The sequence below is a fragment of the Corynebacterium sp. P3-F1 genome (genome assembly GCF_030503635.1).
Taxonomy (GTDB): Bacteria; Actinomycetota; Actinomycetes; order Mycobacteriales; family Mycobacteriaceae; genus Corynebacterium.
The window spans coordinates 1,092,845-1,109,574 of record NZ_CP129965.1; the positions used below are offsets into that span (position 1 = coordinate 1,092,845).

Genomic DNA, 16,730 nt, shown 5'->3' on the forward strand with positions numbered 1-16,730 from the left:
CCGCAACCGGGTCACCGACTACCCTTCCGATGCCCGGCGCGTCCGGGTGGCGGAGACCGGTGGAACAGTGCGAGCTTCCTCCTCCGCCAGCGACGCCACCTCCTTCGGCGGTGCGAAGCCGGCGCAGTCGATGACGGCCGCGGTGGATGGTCTCGACGACACAGCGTGGCACCCCACCCCCGGTGACCGCTCACCCTGGATCGAGGTGTCCCCCGAGACCCCCGTCGAGTCGATCACCATCACCGCCACCGGCGACACTGAAGCGGCCGTCAGCTGGCCCGGTGGCTCGCGCGAGATCTCGCTCACCGAGGACGAAGCGCTCACTGTCGCCGTCGGCACCGGGGCCGAACCCGCCACAGGTGACATTCGTGTGAGTCTGCGCTCACCGGTGGGCATCAGCGAGCTCGACGCGGGCGTGGACCGCACCGTCACCGTCACTGGCACCGGCGACACCTATTTCTTCCAGCGCCTGCTGCCCGCCGACGACGTGATCCACCGCGCGTTCACCACAGACCGCGCCGGGTCGTGGGAGCTCTCCCACGATGCGGAGATCGACGGCAAGCGCCGCTCCGCCGGTTCCGTTCAACTCCCCGCTGGTGAGCACACGCTGGTCACCGAAGCAGAAACTGTCTCATTGAGTCGCACTCAGCACGAAGCCGCATGGTCGCCTTTCGACGGCACCGTAGACCCCTCCCCTGCCGACCAACTCGTCGTGACCACCCGCGCATTCAATTCCGGCCTGCGCGGCACTGTCGGCGGCAGACCTGTCGAACCGGCGCGCATCGACTCCGGCATGCAGGCCTTCCGCGTTCCAGCCGGTGTCAGCGGCCAGTTCGCCATGGATTTCGCCGGCGAGACGTTCTTCCGCTCCAGCCTCGTCTTCGGAGGGGCGTTGAGCCTTCTGGCCCTGGGCCTGTGCGTCCTGTGGTCCACGGCGCCTCGTTCCGCCGGCCGCCGCGGACGTGAATCTGCGCTCGTCATTTCCGCCGCCGCGGGCATCACGGTCGTGCTGGTCGGCGGACTCGCCGGTGCGGCTGCCTACGCCGCGGCATTCCTCATCCGCCGCTTCACGCTCATCCCGCCGTGGGCACTCGGTGCGGGTGCCGCCGGTGTCATGGGGTTGTGGCTCGCACGCGCTCCGTGGCCGGCCGCAAACTACGCGGGTGATTCAGTCGCCGTGACTGTCGCCGGATGCGTCGCGCTGAGCTGTCTCGCAGCCAGCGCATGGCGGGGGCCTCAACCACCTCGTAGCTGATGTAGCTCACCGCCACCGACACCACCACGGTGAAAGCGAGCACCAGCACGAAGTCGAGCACGCTGCCGGAGAACAGCTCGACCCCGAGCACCGGGAACGCGATGTCCAGCACAGCCACGTGCCACAAGAAGATGGAGTAGGACCAGCGCCCCAGGGCACGCATGGCGGGAAGCGCCAGCACACCGTCGTTACGCGGGGCGAGCGCGAAGGGGACGAGAACCAGCGCGGCGAAAAGCGTGCCCAAGATGATGCGTGCATTGAACTCGGACGGACTCGGGTGCACAAGTCCCCGCGGACCCACCCACTCCTGGCCAGCCAGCCACGCCACACCGAGTGCGAGCAGCGGGAACACCCACCGCCGCGCGCCCCGGACACGCAGGCCGACACCGGCACGCTCCAGCTCCGCGCACCCTAGGCCGACGGCGAACCACGGCGCGTACGACGGCGGCCAAATCTGCAGGTTCACACCCTCTATCCCCGCGTCCAGCCCCGCGATCAACCACGGCCATCCAAGTCCGAACAGGACCGCAGCCACGAGTACTACGGTCCTGCCCCTCTGCCCGAGCACGAGATAGGCGGGCAGCACGGCATAGAACGCCACCTCGATGCACAGCGACCACATCTGGGTGAGCCCGGGAACGAGCCCGCCCGGCACGTAGATCTGCACCATGAACACATTGGCCGAGACCTGGCTCAGGCTCAGACCCGCCAAACTCGGCAGCGCCGCCATGACCACGCACACGCACACCGCATAGGCGGGCAGGATGCGGGTGAGGCGGTTGAAAGGGTACGTCGATAAGCGTGCCCTCCCCCGTGCCAGCAGAAACGCTGACAGGGCGAAGAAGACCGCAACGAAGAAATCGAAGCGCTCGAACAGCGCACTGCCCAGCCCCGTCTGGAAAGAAACGTGCGTGACCACGATCCCGAGGGCAGCGACGGCGCGCAGGCCCTCGAGTTCCGGGAGGATCGTTGTGTGCGGCTTGCTAGGGTTCGAGATACTGCAAGTGTAAAGGAGGGCCATGAAGCGGTTGTACTGGTGCATCGCCGTGTTCGTCTTCGGCATGGTCCTGGGCACGATGGTTGCGCCGCCGATTGTCAGTTCGATGAAACCGCTGGCCAACGGTACGACCACCCTGACCTGGGAGGGACCCGCTGGTCCCGTGACCGAGCACATCGAGGTCAGCGGCGCAAAAAAAGACGCGACCGTCACCGTGCGCGGGCCCGGCGGGGAATTCACCGACGAGATTTCCCGCTACACAGCCGAGACGTCTCGCGGCCTGGTGTTTCTTTTTCCCTTTGAGCCCGACCGGCGCAGCTTCCGCTTCTACGACCCGGTGGGCGACGCGCAGGGCACGGTCGATTACGTCGACCCCGGCACGGTGGACGGGCTGCGGACATACCAATTCCACGGGACTTTCGACGACGACGATTACCATGCGGAGCGCACCCTCGAAGTGGAGCGCCGCACTGGAACGCTTCTGCGTGCGACGTGGAAGACGCCCGAGGGCACCTACCAATTCGACGAGGCGACCGCGTCCGCCCAGCTCGAACGTGCCCACGACCGCGTGCGGGTGCTGAAGATTCTGCAGTTCCTAGCGTGGCTGGGCAGGTTCATCGCTTTCCTCGCGGCAGTGGTGGGAGTGGTGATTTTTGCCCGGCGCTAGCTGGCTTGGCCGCGCCGCACTCACTGCTTGGGGCGTGTTCCTCGTCGGTGCGCTGACCTGGCCTTTCCTGCTTGCATTCGGCTCGCCCACCGCCTCGTTCGCCCTGCGCGACATGATGGTGCTCCCCCACCCCGCGCTCACCCACGCCGCGCTGGGCTTCGGCGATTTACCGGCGCGGAGTGCGCCGCAGGATGGGGTGCTGGCGGTCGTCGGCAAGCTGGTGCCCGCTACGTGGTTCGTGGCGCTGCTCATGGTCGCGTCGGCGGCTGCTGCGACGTGGGCTGGCTCGCGCGTGGGCACGGGACCGTGGACGAAGGCCGCGGCGATGACGGTGGCGGTGTGGAACCCCTTCGTCGTGGAACGGATGCTGCAGGGCCAGTGGTCGCTCGCGCTCGCCGCATGGCTGCTGCCCGCAGTGGCCGTGTGCCGCGGACCGGCGCAGTTACTCGCCGTCTCGGGTGCCTCCCTCACACCGACGGGAGGGCTCTTCGCGCTGTTCACATGCCTATCGACGTCCCCACGGCCCCGCACCGCCCTCTTCCCCCTCGCCGCCTGCGCGCCATGGGTGTTCCCTGCCCTGCTCAGCGGGCTGGGTAGCGGGACTTCCCCTGCCGCGTCCGCCGCCGCTTTCGCCCCCCGCGCCGAAACATTCACGGGCACCCTCGGCGCGCTTCTCGGGACGGGCGGGATCTGGAACTCCGCTGCCGTGCCCGCTTCCCGCGAGTCCGGATTCGCCCTCGCCGGGGTGCTCCTCTTCGGGGTGCTGTGCCTCGCGGCCCGGCACGTGCCCCGCCCCCTGCTGGTGCTGGCTGGCATCGGTCTCACTGTCCCGCTCGTTTCCTGGCTCTTGCCCGGCCTAATGGCCTGGTTCGTAGCCACAGTCCCCGGCGCGGGCCTCTTCCGCGACGCCCAGAAATTCGTCGCCCTCGCCTTGCCCGCCTTCGTGGTGGCAGCTGGCCGCATCGACAGAGTGAACCTGCGTCTGCCGTTCCCTGTCCTTCTAGCTCGTGTCTGCCCCGCTCTTGTCTGCCTGCTCGCCATCATCCAGGTGCCTGATGCCCCGCGCGCAATCGCCGCGCTCGCCCCAGTGCAGGTGTCCGTCCCCGAGATCGACCACCGCGGACGCGACGTATTTTTTGACGGCCGCCCCCACCTCCTCACCCGCCCCGACGGCATCCCCATTGTCGACCCAGCCACAAAGGCCATGAACGTCGTCGAGTCTGGCGAACTCGTCGTCGACGGCATCATCGTTGACACCCCCTCCCCCCGCTGGCGCGCCGCACAGGACATTTACGGCACCGCCCCGCGCGACCCTGCTGACATTGCCGCCGACGGACTCGATGTCCAACGCTTCTACTCCGATCCCCAAGTCGCCCTCGTTGTCCACCCCGACGGCACCGTCGAGGACACCGGCTACCCCGCGCGCCCCCTGCCGCGCTCCGGAATCGCGCTCCTTGCACTGTGGATGCTTCTGCCTCTGTTCGCGTTCACACCGGCGCTCCTCCGGGTCGTCTCCCAACGCCGCTCCTCCAACATTTCTCGCGCATAGCTCTGCCCGGTTCACCTATGCGCTGTAAAGTTCCTGCGGTTAGTGCCCGGCTTCGGAACCGGCTTCGGTGCGGACGACGCGGTCGAGGAGGGCGGCGAATTTGCGGCCGGTCTCCTGCCAGGAGTAGCGGGCGGCGCGCTGACGGGCGGCGGCGCCGAGGACGGCGCGGCGTTCGGGGTCGGCGACGAGCGAGCGGACGGCGGCATGAAACTCGGCTTCGGTGTCCACGAGAAGGCCGGTTTCGCCGTCGATGATGGAATCGCGCAGGCCGCCGGCTTCGCGGTAGCCGATGGTGGGCACGCCGTGCTGGGCGGCTTCGATCACGGCGATGCCCCAACCCTCTTTCGCGGACGGCATGAGGTGCAGGGCGGAGCGTGCGAGGAGGGCGTGCTTGAGGTCGTCGCCGACGTGGCCGTGGAAGATGACCCGATCACCGAGGTCCGCCGCGTAGGCGCGCAGCTGGTCTTCCCACCAGCCGGAGCCGACGATGTCCAGGACCACGCCGGGCAGGTCGCGGACGGTGTCGATGGCCTGCTCGATGCGCTTGTGCGGCACGAGGCGGGAGAGAACGACAAGGTGGGTTTTCCCGTCCGGTTGCAGGGCGGGCAGGTCGGCGGGGACGGGGTCGACGCCGTTCTCGATGATGGCGATGTCCCCGGGATTCACACCGAGGGCGACAAGGTCGGCGCGCGACGCCTCGGAGACGGTCACGTACTGCGCACCGCGGTACACCAGCGGCGCGACCTTTGATTCCAGGAACCAGCCCAGCCGCCCGATCGCCGGTCCCGCCACCGGCCACTGTTCCTTGTGGCAGTGGTGGGTGAGCAGCACAACAGGTTTGCGCGTGACTAACCGCGCGAAGAACGGAATGCCGTTTTGCGTATCGACGACAACATCAGCCCCACTCCCCCACACCGCGAAAGGCGCGCGCAGGTAGACGGTGTACTTACCGCCGCTGCGCTGGAACCGGATGCCGCCGCGAAGCGAACGCCGCGGCGCGTCGGTGTGGCTGGCGCTGCGGTAGATGACCTCGTGCCCCTGGCTGGCCAGATACGCCCCGACGCGCTCCAGGTAGCGTTCGCTGCCGCCGCCTTGGGGGTGGGCGGTGTCGCGCCAGCACAGCAAGAGGATCTTCATCCCGGCTGATCATACGCGGGCGCTGGATCGCCGGTGTTAGTGTCACCTAGATGGACATTCGCTTGAAACGCACCCGGCAACTGGCGACGTTGAAGCGCTCAGTCGGGCTGCTGCGCGCGTTCAAGCACGAGCAGACACGGCCAGAACTCTTCTATGGGGTGCTGGCACAGGACACCGCCGCGCTGATCGAGGCCCTAAGCGAAGATGTGCGCGGGCACAACCTGAACGGCCAGCGGGTCCTTGACGTTGGCGGGGGCCCTGGGTATTTCGCCGAGGCATTCGGGGAAAAGGGGGCAATGTATGTGGGGCTGGAGCCGTCGATAAGCGAAATGTCGGCGGCGGGCTTAAGCGGGTACGGGGCTGTGCGCGGCGACGGCGCGGCGCTGCCCTTCGCGGACGGTGTCTTCGACGTGACGTACTCGTCGAATGTGGTGGAGCACGTGCCCGATCCGGCGGCGATGTGCGGTGAAATGCTGCGTGTGACGCGGCCTGGCGGGCTCGTCGTGGTGAGCTACACGGTGTGGCTGGGGCCGTACGGCGGGCACGAGACAGGGCTGTGGCCGCACTATGTCGGCGGGGAGTTCGCGTGGCGGCGCTACGAGCACATCCACGGGCACCCGCCGAAGAACGTGTGGGGCGAATCCCTCTTCGCGGTCTCCGCGAAATGGGGGCTGGACTGGGCGGACGCAGCGGAGAAAGCCGGGGCAGAAAAAATCACCGCGTTCCCCCGCTACCACCCGGGGTGGGCCTGGTGGCTCACCTCGGTGCCGGTGGTGCGGGAGTTCGCGGTGTCGAACCTCGTGCTGGTTCTGCGGGCGTGACCCCTTAGATCATCGAGCGGGACTTCTCCAGCTCGTCGAAGATCTCCGGCGGGACGCGGTCGCCGAGGGTGCCCAGGTACTCCTTGCCCTCCTCGAAGTCGGCCGCGAATTCCTCCGGGTTGACGGCGAGTGCTTCGCGGACATCCTCGATCGGGGTGTCCAGGCCCTCCAGGTCGAGGTCCTCGGCGCGAGCGACGTGACCGGCGACGGTCTCATCGGCCTCGACGCGGCCCTCAATGCGGTCGACGATCCACTTCAGCACACGGGAGTTCTCGCCGAAGCCCGGCCACAGGAAGCGGCCGTCCTCACCGCGTCGGAACCAGTTGACCAGGAAGATCGACGGCATGCGGTCGCCGCCCTCGTTGCCGCGGTCGATCCAGTTCTGGAAGTAGTCGCCCACGTTGTAGCCGATAAACGGCAGCATGGCCATCGGGTCGTGGCGCAGGGAGCCGACCTTAGCCTCCAGCGAAGCCGCAGTCTGGCCCGAAGCGAGAAGGGAGCCAATCATGGTGCCGTGGTTCCAGTCGCGTGTCTGGGTGACCAGCGGGATCGTGCTCGGACGGCGGCCGCCGAAGAGGATGGCGTCGACCTTCACACCGCGCCAGTCGTCGAATTCCTCGGCCGCGGACGGGCACTGGGTGATGGGCACGCAGTAGCGGGAGTTCGGGTGGGCGGCCGGAGTGCTGGACTCCGGCGTCCAGTCGTTGCCCTGCCAGTCGATGAGGTGCTCCGGGGTCTCGCCGTCCATGCCTTCCCACCACACATCGCCGTCGTCGGTGAGCGCGACGTTGGTGAACAGGGTGTTGCCCGGTTCCATGGAGCGCATGGCGTTCGGGTTGGACTCGTAGTTGGTGCCCGGCGCCACACCGAAGAAGCCGTTCTCGGGGTTGACCGCATACAGGCCGTCGTCACGCAGCTTCAGCCACGCGATGTCGTCGCCGACGACCTCCGCCTTCCAGCCCGGGATGGTCGGGGTGATCATGGCCAGGTTGGTCTTGCCGCAGGCAGACGGGAAAGCACCGGTGACGTGGTACGCCTTGCCCTCCGGGTCGATGAGCTTGAGGATGAGCATGTGCTCGGCCATCCAGCCCTCTTCCTTCGCCATCACCGAAGCGATACGCAGGGCGTAGCACTTCTTAGCCAGGATGGCGTTGCCGCCGTAGCCGGAGCCGTAGGACCAGATTTCCTTGGTCTCCGGGAACTGGGAGATGTACTTCGTGTCGTTGCACGGCCACTCCACGTCTTCCTGGCCCGGCTCAAGCGGTGCACCGACGGAGTGCAGGCAGTGCACGAAGTCGCCGTCTTTGCCGATCTTGTCCAGCGCTTCCTGGCCCATGCGCGTCATGATGCGCATGGACATGACCACGTACTCGGAGTCGGTGAGCTGCACGCCCAGCTTCGGGTCCGGGTCGGAGATCGGGCCCATGCAGAATGGCACCACGTACATGGTGCGGCCCTTCATCGAACCGCGGAAGTGCTCGGTCATCTCCGCCTTGAGCTCGTCCGGGGCGACCCAGTTATTCGTCGGGCCGGCGCCTTCGGGGGTCTCGGTGGAGATGAAGGTGCGGGACTCCACACGTGCCACGTCGGACGGGTGAGAGCGAGCGAGGAAGCTATTCGGACGCTTCTCCTCGTTCAGCTTGATCAGCGTGCCCTTCTCCACCAGCTCGGCGGCGAGACGGTCCCACTCTTCCTGGGAGCCGTCAGCGAAAACCACCTGCTCCGGCTGGAACAAATCGACTGCTTCGTTGATCCAGTTGATCAACTGCTCATTCTCGGTGGGGGCCTGCCCCTCCAGCCCCTTGACTGCAGCGGTCATTGCTACTCCTCTTATTCATCGGCGGTTCCTTTATTCAGCGTATCGGAGTGCCCCCGTTCCTCGCCCCAACTCCTCAACCGCGCATTTAAGCGCGGTGAAGCTACAAAACTACTACCCCCAAAAGAGTGTGGGTGCGCCCCCACTAATCACTCTCGTTCACGCTATTAAGCTGCCCTTACCCGGAAGCCGAGAGGTCTTGCGCACGAATGTGGTGTCGCCGGACCGGACGGCCCCCGCAGGGCCCTTTTGCTTCCCCTAAGCGGGGGGCATCGCGCACCGGAACGCGAGCTCGTGGACAATATCATCGTGAACGAAAACGATCGCAGCCACGAAGCCATCCAGGACAGCCAGGACAGCCAGGACAGCAGAGACGCGCTGGGCGAGCTCCCGCACGGCCGCCCGCCGCAGACTGAGTTCGACACCGGTCTCGACTACCCGCGATTGGGGTCGGTCACTTTCCGCCGCGGCACGTTGACCGACAACCAGCAGTCGCTTTTCGACGAACACTGGCCCCGCCTCGGCACCGTCCTCACTGATGAGGCCGACGAGCAGTTCATCGACTACGACGCGTGGTTCGGCCGCAGCGGTCACCCCACGATCGTGGAGATCGGTTCGGGCACAGGAACCTCGACGGCAGCGATGGCCCCGCTGGAGGCAGACGCCAACATCATTGCCGTGGAGCTGTACAAGCCGGGACTGGCAAAGCTGCTGGGGTCGGTGGTGCGCGGGGACATCGAGAATGTCCGCATGATCCGCGGCGACGGTGTGGAGGTGCTCGCCCGCATGGTCGCCCCGGAATCGCTCGATGCCGTGCGCATCTTCTTCCCCGACCCGTGGCCGAAAGCGCGCCATCACAAGCGGCGCATCATCCAGTCGGGCACGCTCAACCTCATCGCGACCCGCCTGAAACCGGGCGGGGTGCTCCACGTGGCCACCGACCACGCGGACTACGCCGAATGGATCGACGAGCTCGTCGAAGCGGAACCGGCCTTGGACTTCAAGGGCTGGCCGTGGGACGATGCCCCCATCCTGACCGACCGTCAAGTGATCACGAAATTCGAGGGCAAGGGCCTGGAAAAAGACCACATGATCCGCGAGTACCTGTGGGTGAAGAAATGACAGACTTGCACACGACGACCCACCCTTACACCGCCGGAGCGGAGGCGGGACCCGACAATCTCCTGCTGGTGTGGGACGCGCCGAACCTGGATATGGGCTTGGGGGCGATCTTGGGCGGCCGCCCGACAGCCGCGTACCGCCCGCGGTTTGACGCGATCGGCCGCTGGCTAGCAATGCAGGCAGTGGACCTCGGCGCCGCAACCGGCACGACCGTCGAGCCGGAGGCCACCGTGTTCACCAACGTCGCACCGGGCAGCGCCGATGTTGTCCGCCCGTGGGTGGAGGCGCTGCGCAACGTCGGTTTCGCTGTCTTTGCCAAACCAAAGGCCGACGAGGACTCGGACGTGGACGAGGACATGGTGGACCACATCCGGCGCCGGCAAGACGAAGGCGTGCTGCGCGGGGTCGTGGTCGCGTCCGCTGACGGCCAGAATTTCCAGGAGCTGCTCGACGAGCTCGCCGCTGACGGCCTGCCCGTCACGGTGCTCGGTTTCCACGAACACGCGAGCTGGGCGGTGACGTCCCAAACGATTTCATTCGTAGACTTGGAGGACATCCCCGGGGTGTTCCGCGAGCCCTTGCCGCGGGTCAACCTGGACCAGCTGCCGGAAGAAGGCGCATGGCTGCAGCCTTTCCGCCCGCTGTCGGTGCTGCTCAACAAAGGTTAAAGAAGAGGAGAGCCCGTGTTCTACAAGTGGGGCCAGTTTGCATATCGCCACCGCCGGATCATCCCGGTGGTTGTCATAGCGATCATTCTGCTCATGCAGGTGCTGTGGGGCTCCAAACTCGGCGACCGGCTCTCCCAGGAAGGGTGGGAGGACCCGGGAGCCGCGTCCACCACGGCAGCTGCGGTGGAAGAGGAGGTCTTTGGCCGCGACAACAACGGCGACGTGATCCTGCTCGTCAGCGGAAACGTCACGGACAAGCAGGTGATGGCGGAAGCGAACCGGCAGATCAGTGCTCTTAAAAACCAGTTCCCGGAGCAGATCGACCACATCACCAGCTACTTCGACAAACCGAACCCCCAGTTGCTCTCCCCGGACGGGACGAAAGCTTTCGCCGCGATCGGGCTGAAAGGCGACGGCGAGCAGACCCTGAAGGACTACCGCGCCATCGAGGACGCGCTCTACGACATCGAGTTGCCCGAGGGCACGGAAGTTCAGGTCGCAGGGGCCACCGCCATTGCAGGGGCGCTGGACAAGGGGATGGCCGCCGACATCGCCCGCGCGGAAAAGATCGGCCTGATCTTCGTCGCGATTATCCTGCTCTTCGCCTTCGGCGGCGTGGTCGCAGCCGCCATGCCTTTGGTAGTGGGCATTTTGTCCATCCTGGGGTCGCTGTCGGCGCTGTCGCTGCTCGCCCAAGTGCAGCAGGTCAACGTGTTCTCCCAGTCCGTGATCACGCTGCTGGGCTTGGGCCTGGCCATCGACTACGGCCTGTTCATGGTCTCCCGCTTCCGCGAGGAGTTGGACCTGCGCGGCGATTCGCCCGAGGACATCGAGGCCGCTGTCGCCGAGACCACCACCACGGCGGGCAAGACGGTGTTCTTCTCCGCCCTGATGATCGGTGTGGCGCTGTCCGGTCTGCTCATGTTCCCGCAGGCGTTCCTCAAATCTGTCGCGTACGGCGCGATCAGCGCGGTCGTGCTCGCGGCGATCATCTCGGTCGCTGTGCTGCCGGCTCTGTTCAGCATGCTGGGACGCAACATCGACAAATTCTCCGCACGCCGGACCAGCCGGAAGGCCCGCCGGATCGAGGACACCATCTGGTACAAGATCCCGTCCTGGGCGATGCGCCACTCCAAGCCGGTCATCGCCGGCGTGGCGGGAGCGCTTATCCTGCTCACGCTCCCCATCGTGGGAATCACCTTCGGCGGCATCAACGAGTCCTACCTCCCACCCGCCAACCAGGTGCGTCAGGCGCAGGACGAGTTCAACGAGACGTTCCCCGCCTTCCGCACGGACCCGGTCAAGCTCGTTGTCGAGGGCGCCTCGAACGACCAGTTCATCGACATCGTCTGGCAGACCCGCGGTATCACCGGACTGGCATCGCCGATGGAGAAGACCAAGTCCACGCCTGACGGCACCTTCGTCCTGTCGGGAACATTGGCGGACCGGAACGGCGGGGAGGACGTCGTCAAGCAATTGCGCGCGATTGACGCCCCGGAAGGCGTGAAGCTGCATGTCGGCGGCACCCCGGCGATGGAGGTCGAGTCGATTGAGGCCCTGCTGGAGCGCCTGCCGTGGATGGCCGTGTACATGGTGCTGGCCACATTCCTGCTGATGGCGGTGCTGTTCGGCTCGATGATCCTGCCGGTCAAGGCCGTGCTGATGAATATTCTCGGCATCGGCGCGACGCTGGGCTTCCTCACCCTCGTCTTCGTCGACGGTCTCGGCGCGGGCGTGCTCGGCTTTACCCCCGGCCCGTTGATGAGTCCGGTGCTGGTGCTCATCATCGCGATCCTGTACGGCCTGTCCACGGATTACGAGGTCTTCCTCGTCTCCCGCATGGTGGAGGCACGCAACAAGGGAGCGGACACGGATCAGTCGATCAAGTACGGCACGGCGCACACCGGCTCAATCATCACGGCGGCAGCGCTGATCATGATTGTCGTCACCGCCGCGTTCGCCCTCAGTGAGATCGTGATGATGAAGTACATCTCCTACGGCCTGATCATTTCGCTCGCACTCGACGCGACATTGATCCGCCTCCTGCTCGTCCCCGCGATCATGCACGAACTGCGCGAAGACAACTGGTGGGCACCGCGCTGGATCAAGCGCACCGCAGCATCGTTCGGGGAGGGCGGCGACCGCAGCAAGCAGCTTATCGACGCCTCATCCCACCCCCGCACCGGCGACATCCCCATCGGGGAGACCGTCCCGGCGAATCAGCACGCTCGTTCCGGCATTTCTGTCGACCAGGACACACAGCTCATCCCGTTCGACGAGCTGATGCGCCGGTTGAACGGGTAGGGGCCGTGACCAGCGCCCGGGCGTGGATCCGCTGGCTGGCACCGGTCGTGGTGCTGGTCATCCTCGGCGTTGTTTTCCGCGACCAGCTGCCGTTTCTCGGCAAGGCGTATGAGACGCTGCGCCACGCCTCCCTTGCCCCCGTCGCTGCGGCGGTGGTGTGCGCGATGCTGGCGATTCTGGCGATGGCCGCGGTGATGCGGATCCTGCTCACCGCCGACGGCGTGCGCGTGAACATGGGCAACGCGTCCGCGATCACCTTGGCCAGCAATGCCTGGTCCACGACGATCCCGGGCGGGCCGGCGATTTCCGCTTGGCTGACATTCAACGTGCACCGCTCGTGGGGTGCCTCGGTCGGGCTGTGCGGCTGGTTCTTCGTCATCTCCGGCGCGCTGTCCACGGTGTGGATGGTGGTCATCGGGATTGCCGCCGTCATCTTCCTCGGCGCCCGGTTGTCCATCTGGGCGCTGGTTGGCTCCCTCGTAGTCGCGCTCGCCGCCATCGCAGGACTGTTCTGGGCCATCTACAATCCGGACATCCTCCGGCGCTGGGTGCGTTTCCTGCCTGAGCGCGTGCGCGGCAAGGTCGTTGAGGTCGTCGACCAGCTCGGCTCCATCCGCATGAGCCCGGGCGCGTTCCTCGCCGCAGCGTTGTTCTCGCTGTTGAACCAGCTTATCGACGTCACCACCCTCTATTTCTCCGTCACCGCCGTCACCGGAACCCTCCCCGGCTTCACTGCCGGGTTGAACGAGACGACCGTTCAGGGCGTGGCCCTAGCGTTCATCATGACCAAGCTCGCCGGCGCGGCGCAGGTCACTCCGGGCGGCATCGGCACCGTCGAACCCGTGGCCACCGCATCGCTCGTCGCTTCAGGCCTCACGCTTGTCGACGCCACCGCCGCCACCCTCATCTACCGAATCATTTCCTTCGCCCTGATCACCGCCATCGGCTGGATCATCTACCTGTTCGTCTACGCCGGAAAGGGCTTCATGATCGGGCGGGGTGATTCTGCAACCGACTCCGCACCCGATTCTGCGCTCCTGCCAGATTAATCGAACAGGTCTATCGTGGCTTTACATGAACGCATTGGGGCGGAGTGTGGATTGGCAGCAGGTGAACCCGGTGGGGTGGCATGCACATCACGGGGGCGTCGATAAGCTGCTGAGCTCGTTCAATGCTGTGCCTAACGGGCAGCGCGTGCGGTTGGCCAAGACGACGTCGAATCTGTTCCGTTCCCGCGCGGGCGAGAGCGCCGGACTGGATGTAAGCGGGCTGCGCGGCGTCATCGCGATCGACCCGGTGGATAAGACCGCGGACGTGCAGGGCATGTGCACCTACGAGGATTTGGTGGACGCGACACTGCCGTTCGGCCTTGCTCCCCTGGTCATCCCGCAGCTGAAGACGATCACGCTCGGCGGCGCCGTCTCCGGGATGGGTGTGGAATCCACCAGTTTCCGCAACGGACTGCCGCATGAGTCGGTGCTGGAGATGGACGTCCTAGTCGGCACCGGCGAGATTGTCACCTGCTCGCGGGAGGAGAACGTGGAGCTGTTCCGCGCGTTCCCGAATTCCTACGGCTCCCTCGGCTATGCGGTACGGCTGAAGATCGAGCTGGAAGAGGTCGCGGATTTCGTCGAACTCGCCCACGTCCGTTACAGCGACCTGCACGCATTCCAGGACGGTCTGGCACAGGCCGCAGCCTCGGGGACCTGGGACGGCCGCCCCATTCACGGGCTCGACGCCGTGGCATTCTCCCCCGAAGAGCAGTACATCGTGCTCGCCTTCCAGACGGATGAGGCACCAGGGGTGTCCGACTACACCCGCGACGCGATCTACTACCGCTCGCTGCAGCACCCCACGGGCATCACACACGACTTTTTGACCATCCGCGACTACATCTGGCGCTGGGACACCGACTGGTTCTGGTGCTCCCGGGCCTTCGCCGCCCAAGAGCCGCGCGTGCGCAAGCTCTGGCCGAGGCAGCTGCGCCGCAGTTCTTTTTATTGGAAGCTCGTCGGACTGGACAAGAAGTACGACCTTGAATACCGGTTTTTGAAGAAACCGAAGAACCTGCCCCGCACAGAACGCGTCGTGCAGGACATCGAGGTCACCGACGCGCGCCTCGCAGAATTTCTGCAATGGTTCTTTTCCGCCAGCGACATCGAGCCGGTGTGGCTGTGCCCGATCAGGCTACGCGCCGGTGTAGAAGAGCTCTCCGGCGTGGGGTTGCCCCAGTCCGAGCCGTGGCCGCTCTACCCGTTGAAGCCGGGCACCACCTGGATCAACGTCGGATTCTGGTCCGGTGTCCCGGCTGACCATGTCTCCGCCGCGCAGGAGCCCGGTGCCTTCAACAAGGTCATCGAGTCGAAGGTCTCCGAGCTCGGCGGCCACAAATCCCTCTACTCGGAGGCCTTCTACAGCCGCTGCGAGTTCGAGGACCTGTACGGCGGCGGTTTGCCGGAGCAGATGAAAGACCAGTACGACCCACACCGGAGATTCCCGGGGCTGTACGAGAAGACAGTGGAGAACGCGTAGGAGAAATCATGATCGTCGATAACTTGAACAAGAATTTCACGCCCATGACCGTCGCCGAGATCGTGGACGCACTCTTTCCCGCAGGCACTCCCTTCCGCTGGGAGGCTTTCGACGGCTCAACGACCGGCCCGGAGGACGCCGAGCACACCGTGCGGGTGACCAGTCCCGAGGGTCTGTCCTACATCGCCACTGCACCCGGTGATCTCGGGCTCGCGCGTGCGTGGGTCACCGACGGCCTCGTCGTCGAGGGCGAGCACTTGGCCCACCCCTACGGGATTTTCGACCACCTGCGCACGCTGTACGACAACTACTCCCGCCCCGATGTGGCGACGGGCCTGCGCATCGCTCGGTCCCTGCGGTCCATGGGGGCAATCCAGGTCCAGCCGATCCCGGAGGCCGAGCAGGCGTCCTGGTTGGAGCGCCGCGTGCGCCAGGGCCTGTCCCGACACTCGAAGGAGCGCGACGCCGATGTCATCTCCTCCCACTACGACGTGGGCAACGACTTCTACGAACTGTTCCTCGGCGAATCCATGGCGTACACCTGCGCCTACTACCCCACCCCGGATGCCAGCCTGGACGAGGCGCAGGAGAACAAATTCCGGCTCGTGTTCGAGAAAATGAACCTTCAACCCGGCGGGCGCCACCTCGACATCGGCTGCGGGTGGGGCTCCATGGTGCGCTACGCGGCGCGGCGCGGGGTGAAATCCCTCGGCGTCACGCTGTCGAAAGAGCAGGCGGAGTGGGCCCAGGCGAAAATCGAGGAAGAAGGCTTGGCTGATCTGGCAGAGGTCCGTCACCTCGACTACCGCGACGTGACCGAGACGGACTTCGACGCGATCTCCTCCATCGGCCTGCTCGAGCACATCGGTGTGGACAACTACGCCTCCTACTTCGACTTCCTCGCCGGCAAGCTCCGCCCGGGCGGGGTGATGGTCAACCACTGCATCACCTACCCGGACAACCACAAGACTAAGAGCGGCGACTTCATGGACCGCTACATCTTCCCCGACGGGGAACTGACCGGTTCGGGCACCATCATCCGCAAGATGCAGGACCACGGTTTCGAGGTCTTCCACGAGGAGAATATCCGGTTCGACTACATGCGCACGCTGCACGACTGGTGCGAGAATCTGCGGGCGAATTGGGACCGAGCCGTCGAGCTCGTCGGCGGGAACACCGCGAAGCTCTGGGGCATGTACATGGCGGGATCCGAGTGGGGCTTCGAGCACGATGTCGTCGAGCTGCACCAGGTAGTGGGCATCAAGCTCGATGAGAACGGTTCCCGCGCCGGCACGCCTGAGCGCCGGTGGTGGAACGACTCAGTTTTCTAGAATGAACCCATGAAGATTTCATCACCTGTTGCCATTGCCCTGGACACCCTCGCCATCGCCGTCTTCGCGCTACTGGCGCGCATCGCACACCAGACTGAGGAGATGCCGCTGAACTTCACCGGCTGGCTGTCCACGCTGTGGCCGTTCCTCGTGGGTGTGGCGCTGGCCTGGGTGATCGTCACGCTCTCCAGCGACCGCGGCGGCGAGAATAAAGGTGAGGACAAGGGCTGGCTCATCTGGCTGATCACCGTCGCCACCGGCCTGATCATCTGGGGCATAAGAAATCAGCAGCTGCCGCACTGGTCCTTCGTTGTGGTGGCCAGCGTGATGTCGGCGCTGCTGATGTTGGGGTGGCGCGGTATTGTGCGCCTGATCAAGCGGTAGCTCTTAGAACGGGAGCTTGCCGCTGGAGATCATGCGGAAAGCCCACACGATGTAGTTGACCAGCTCGGAGCCGAGGTCCAGAACGCTGCTGAGCATGTTTCCTCCTGAGATTTCGGGTGAACGGATGAATTCGTTGTCTTTTCTAGG

At 65.6% G+C, this 16,730-nt stretch carries 13 protein-coding genes; 10 read left to right on the plus strand and 3 right to left on the minus strand.

Translation table 11 applies throughout. From position 1 onward, the window contains the following. Positions 1-1,112 precede the first annotated feature (1,112 nt). Positions 1,113-2,276, minus strand: a complete 1,164-nt coding sequence (locus tag QYQ98_RS05155) for an acyltransferase (protein ID WP_302005862.1) — start codon at positions 2,274-2,276, stop codon at positions 1,113-1,115. Between QYQ98_RS05155 and QYQ98_RS05160 the strand changes: the two genes are divergently transcribed. Together QYQ98_RS05160 and QYQ98_RS05165 are read left to right on the plus strand one after the other, a co-directional pair. Continuing rightward, entirely contained in the window at positions 2,275-2,919 is a 645-nt protein-coding gene (locus tag QYQ98_RS05160) for a porin PorA family protein (RefSeq protein WP_302005863.1), read from the plus strand. The two genes, QYQ98_RS05155 and QYQ98_RS05160, sit on opposite strands and share 2 nt — an antisense overlap. Beyond that, positions 2,906-4,468, plus strand: a complete 1,563-nt coding sequence (locus QYQ98_RS05165; RefSeq protein ID WP_302005864.1) for a hypothetical protein — start codon at positions 2,906-2,908, stop codon at positions 4,466-4,468. The genes QYQ98_RS05160 and QYQ98_RS05165 overlap by 14 nt, the downstream gene beginning before the upstream one ends. A 39-nt stretch (positions 4,469-4,507) precedes the next feature. On the opposite strand, the gene QYQ98_RS05170 is transcribed toward QYQ98_RS05165, so the two are convergent. Then, entirely contained in the window at positions 4,508-5,605 is a 1,098-nt protein-coding gene (locus QYQ98_RS05170) for a glycosyltransferase family 4 protein (RefSeq protein ID WP_302005865.1), read from the minus strand. Between the two features lie 50 nt (positions 5,606-5,655). On the opposite strand from QYQ98_RS05170, the gene QYQ98_RS05175 reads away from it, so the two are divergent. Beyond that, positions 5,656-6,426 (plus strand): methyltransferase domain-containing protein, encoded by a 771-nt coding sequence (locus QYQ98_RS05175; RefSeq protein WP_302005866.1) that lies wholly within the window; start codon positions 5,656-5,658, stop codon positions 6,424-6,426. A gap of 4 nt (positions 6,427-6,430) precedes the next feature. On the opposite strand, the gene QYQ98_RS05180 is transcribed toward QYQ98_RS05175, so the two are convergent. After that, positions 6,431-8,245: a phosphoenolpyruvate carboxykinase (GTP) gene (locus QYQ98_RS05180; protein WP_302005867.1), complete on the minus strand. Its 1,815-nt coding sequence runs from the start codon at positions 8,243-8,245 to the stop codon at positions 6,431-6,433. A 336-nt stretch (positions 8,246-8,581) separates the two neighbouring features. Between QYQ98_RS05180 and trmB the strand changes: the two genes are divergently transcribed. Genes trmB through QYQ98_RS05215 form a run of 7 tightly spaced genes read left to right on the plus strand, consistent with a single transcriptional unit; the run spans position 8,582 to position 16,583 of the window. Continuing rightward, complete coding sequence (gene trmB, locus QYQ98_RS05185) at positions 8,582-9,364, plus strand: tRNA (guanosine(46)-N7)-methyltransferase TrmB (protein ID WP_302007686.1); 783 nt, start codon at positions 8,582-8,584, stop codon at positions 9,362-9,364. Then, positions 9,361-10,032 carry an NYN domain-containing protein gene (locus QYQ98_RS05190; protein WP_302005868.1) on the plus strand — a complete coding sequence of 224 codons (672 nt, stop codon included), beginning with the start codon at positions 9,361-9,363 and terminating at the stop codon, positions 10,030-10,032. Before trmB ends, QYQ98_RS05190 begins: the two co-directional genes overlap by 4 nt. 15 nt (positions 10,033-10,047) lie before the next feature. Further along, positions 10,048-12,336, plus strand: a complete 2,289-nt coding sequence (locus QYQ98_RS05195; protein WP_302005869.1) for an MMPL family transporter — start codon at positions 10,048-10,050, stop codon at positions 12,334-12,336. Between the two features lie 5 nt (positions 12,337-12,341). Further along, positions 12,342-13,385: a lysylphosphatidylglycerol synthase transmembrane domain-containing protein gene (locus QYQ98_RS05200; RefSeq protein ID WP_302005870.1), complete on the plus strand. Its 1,044-nt coding sequence runs from the start codon at positions 12,342-12,344 to the stop codon at positions 13,383-13,385. A gap of 25 nt (positions 13,386-13,410) precedes the next feature. Then, positions 13,411-14,868 carry an FAD-binding oxidoreductase gene (locus QYQ98_RS05205; protein WP_302005871.1) on the plus strand — a complete coding sequence of 486 codons (1,458 nt, stop codon included), beginning with the start codon at positions 13,411-13,413 and terminating at the stop codon, positions 14,866-14,868. Between the two features lie 8 nt (positions 14,869-14,876). Then, positions 14,877-16,199, plus strand: coding sequence for a cyclopropane-fatty-acyl-phospholipid synthase family protein (locus QYQ98_RS05210; RefSeq protein WP_302005872.1), 1,323 nt, complete (start codon positions 14,877-14,879; stop codon positions 16,197-16,199). 9 nt (positions 16,200-16,208) lie between these two features. Then, positions 16,209-16,583, plus strand: a complete 375-nt coding sequence (locus QYQ98_RS05215) for a DUF3054 domain-containing protein (protein ID WP_302005873.1) — start codon at positions 16,209-16,211, stop codon at positions 16,581-16,583. Positions 16,584-16,730: the final 147 nt, after the last annotated feature.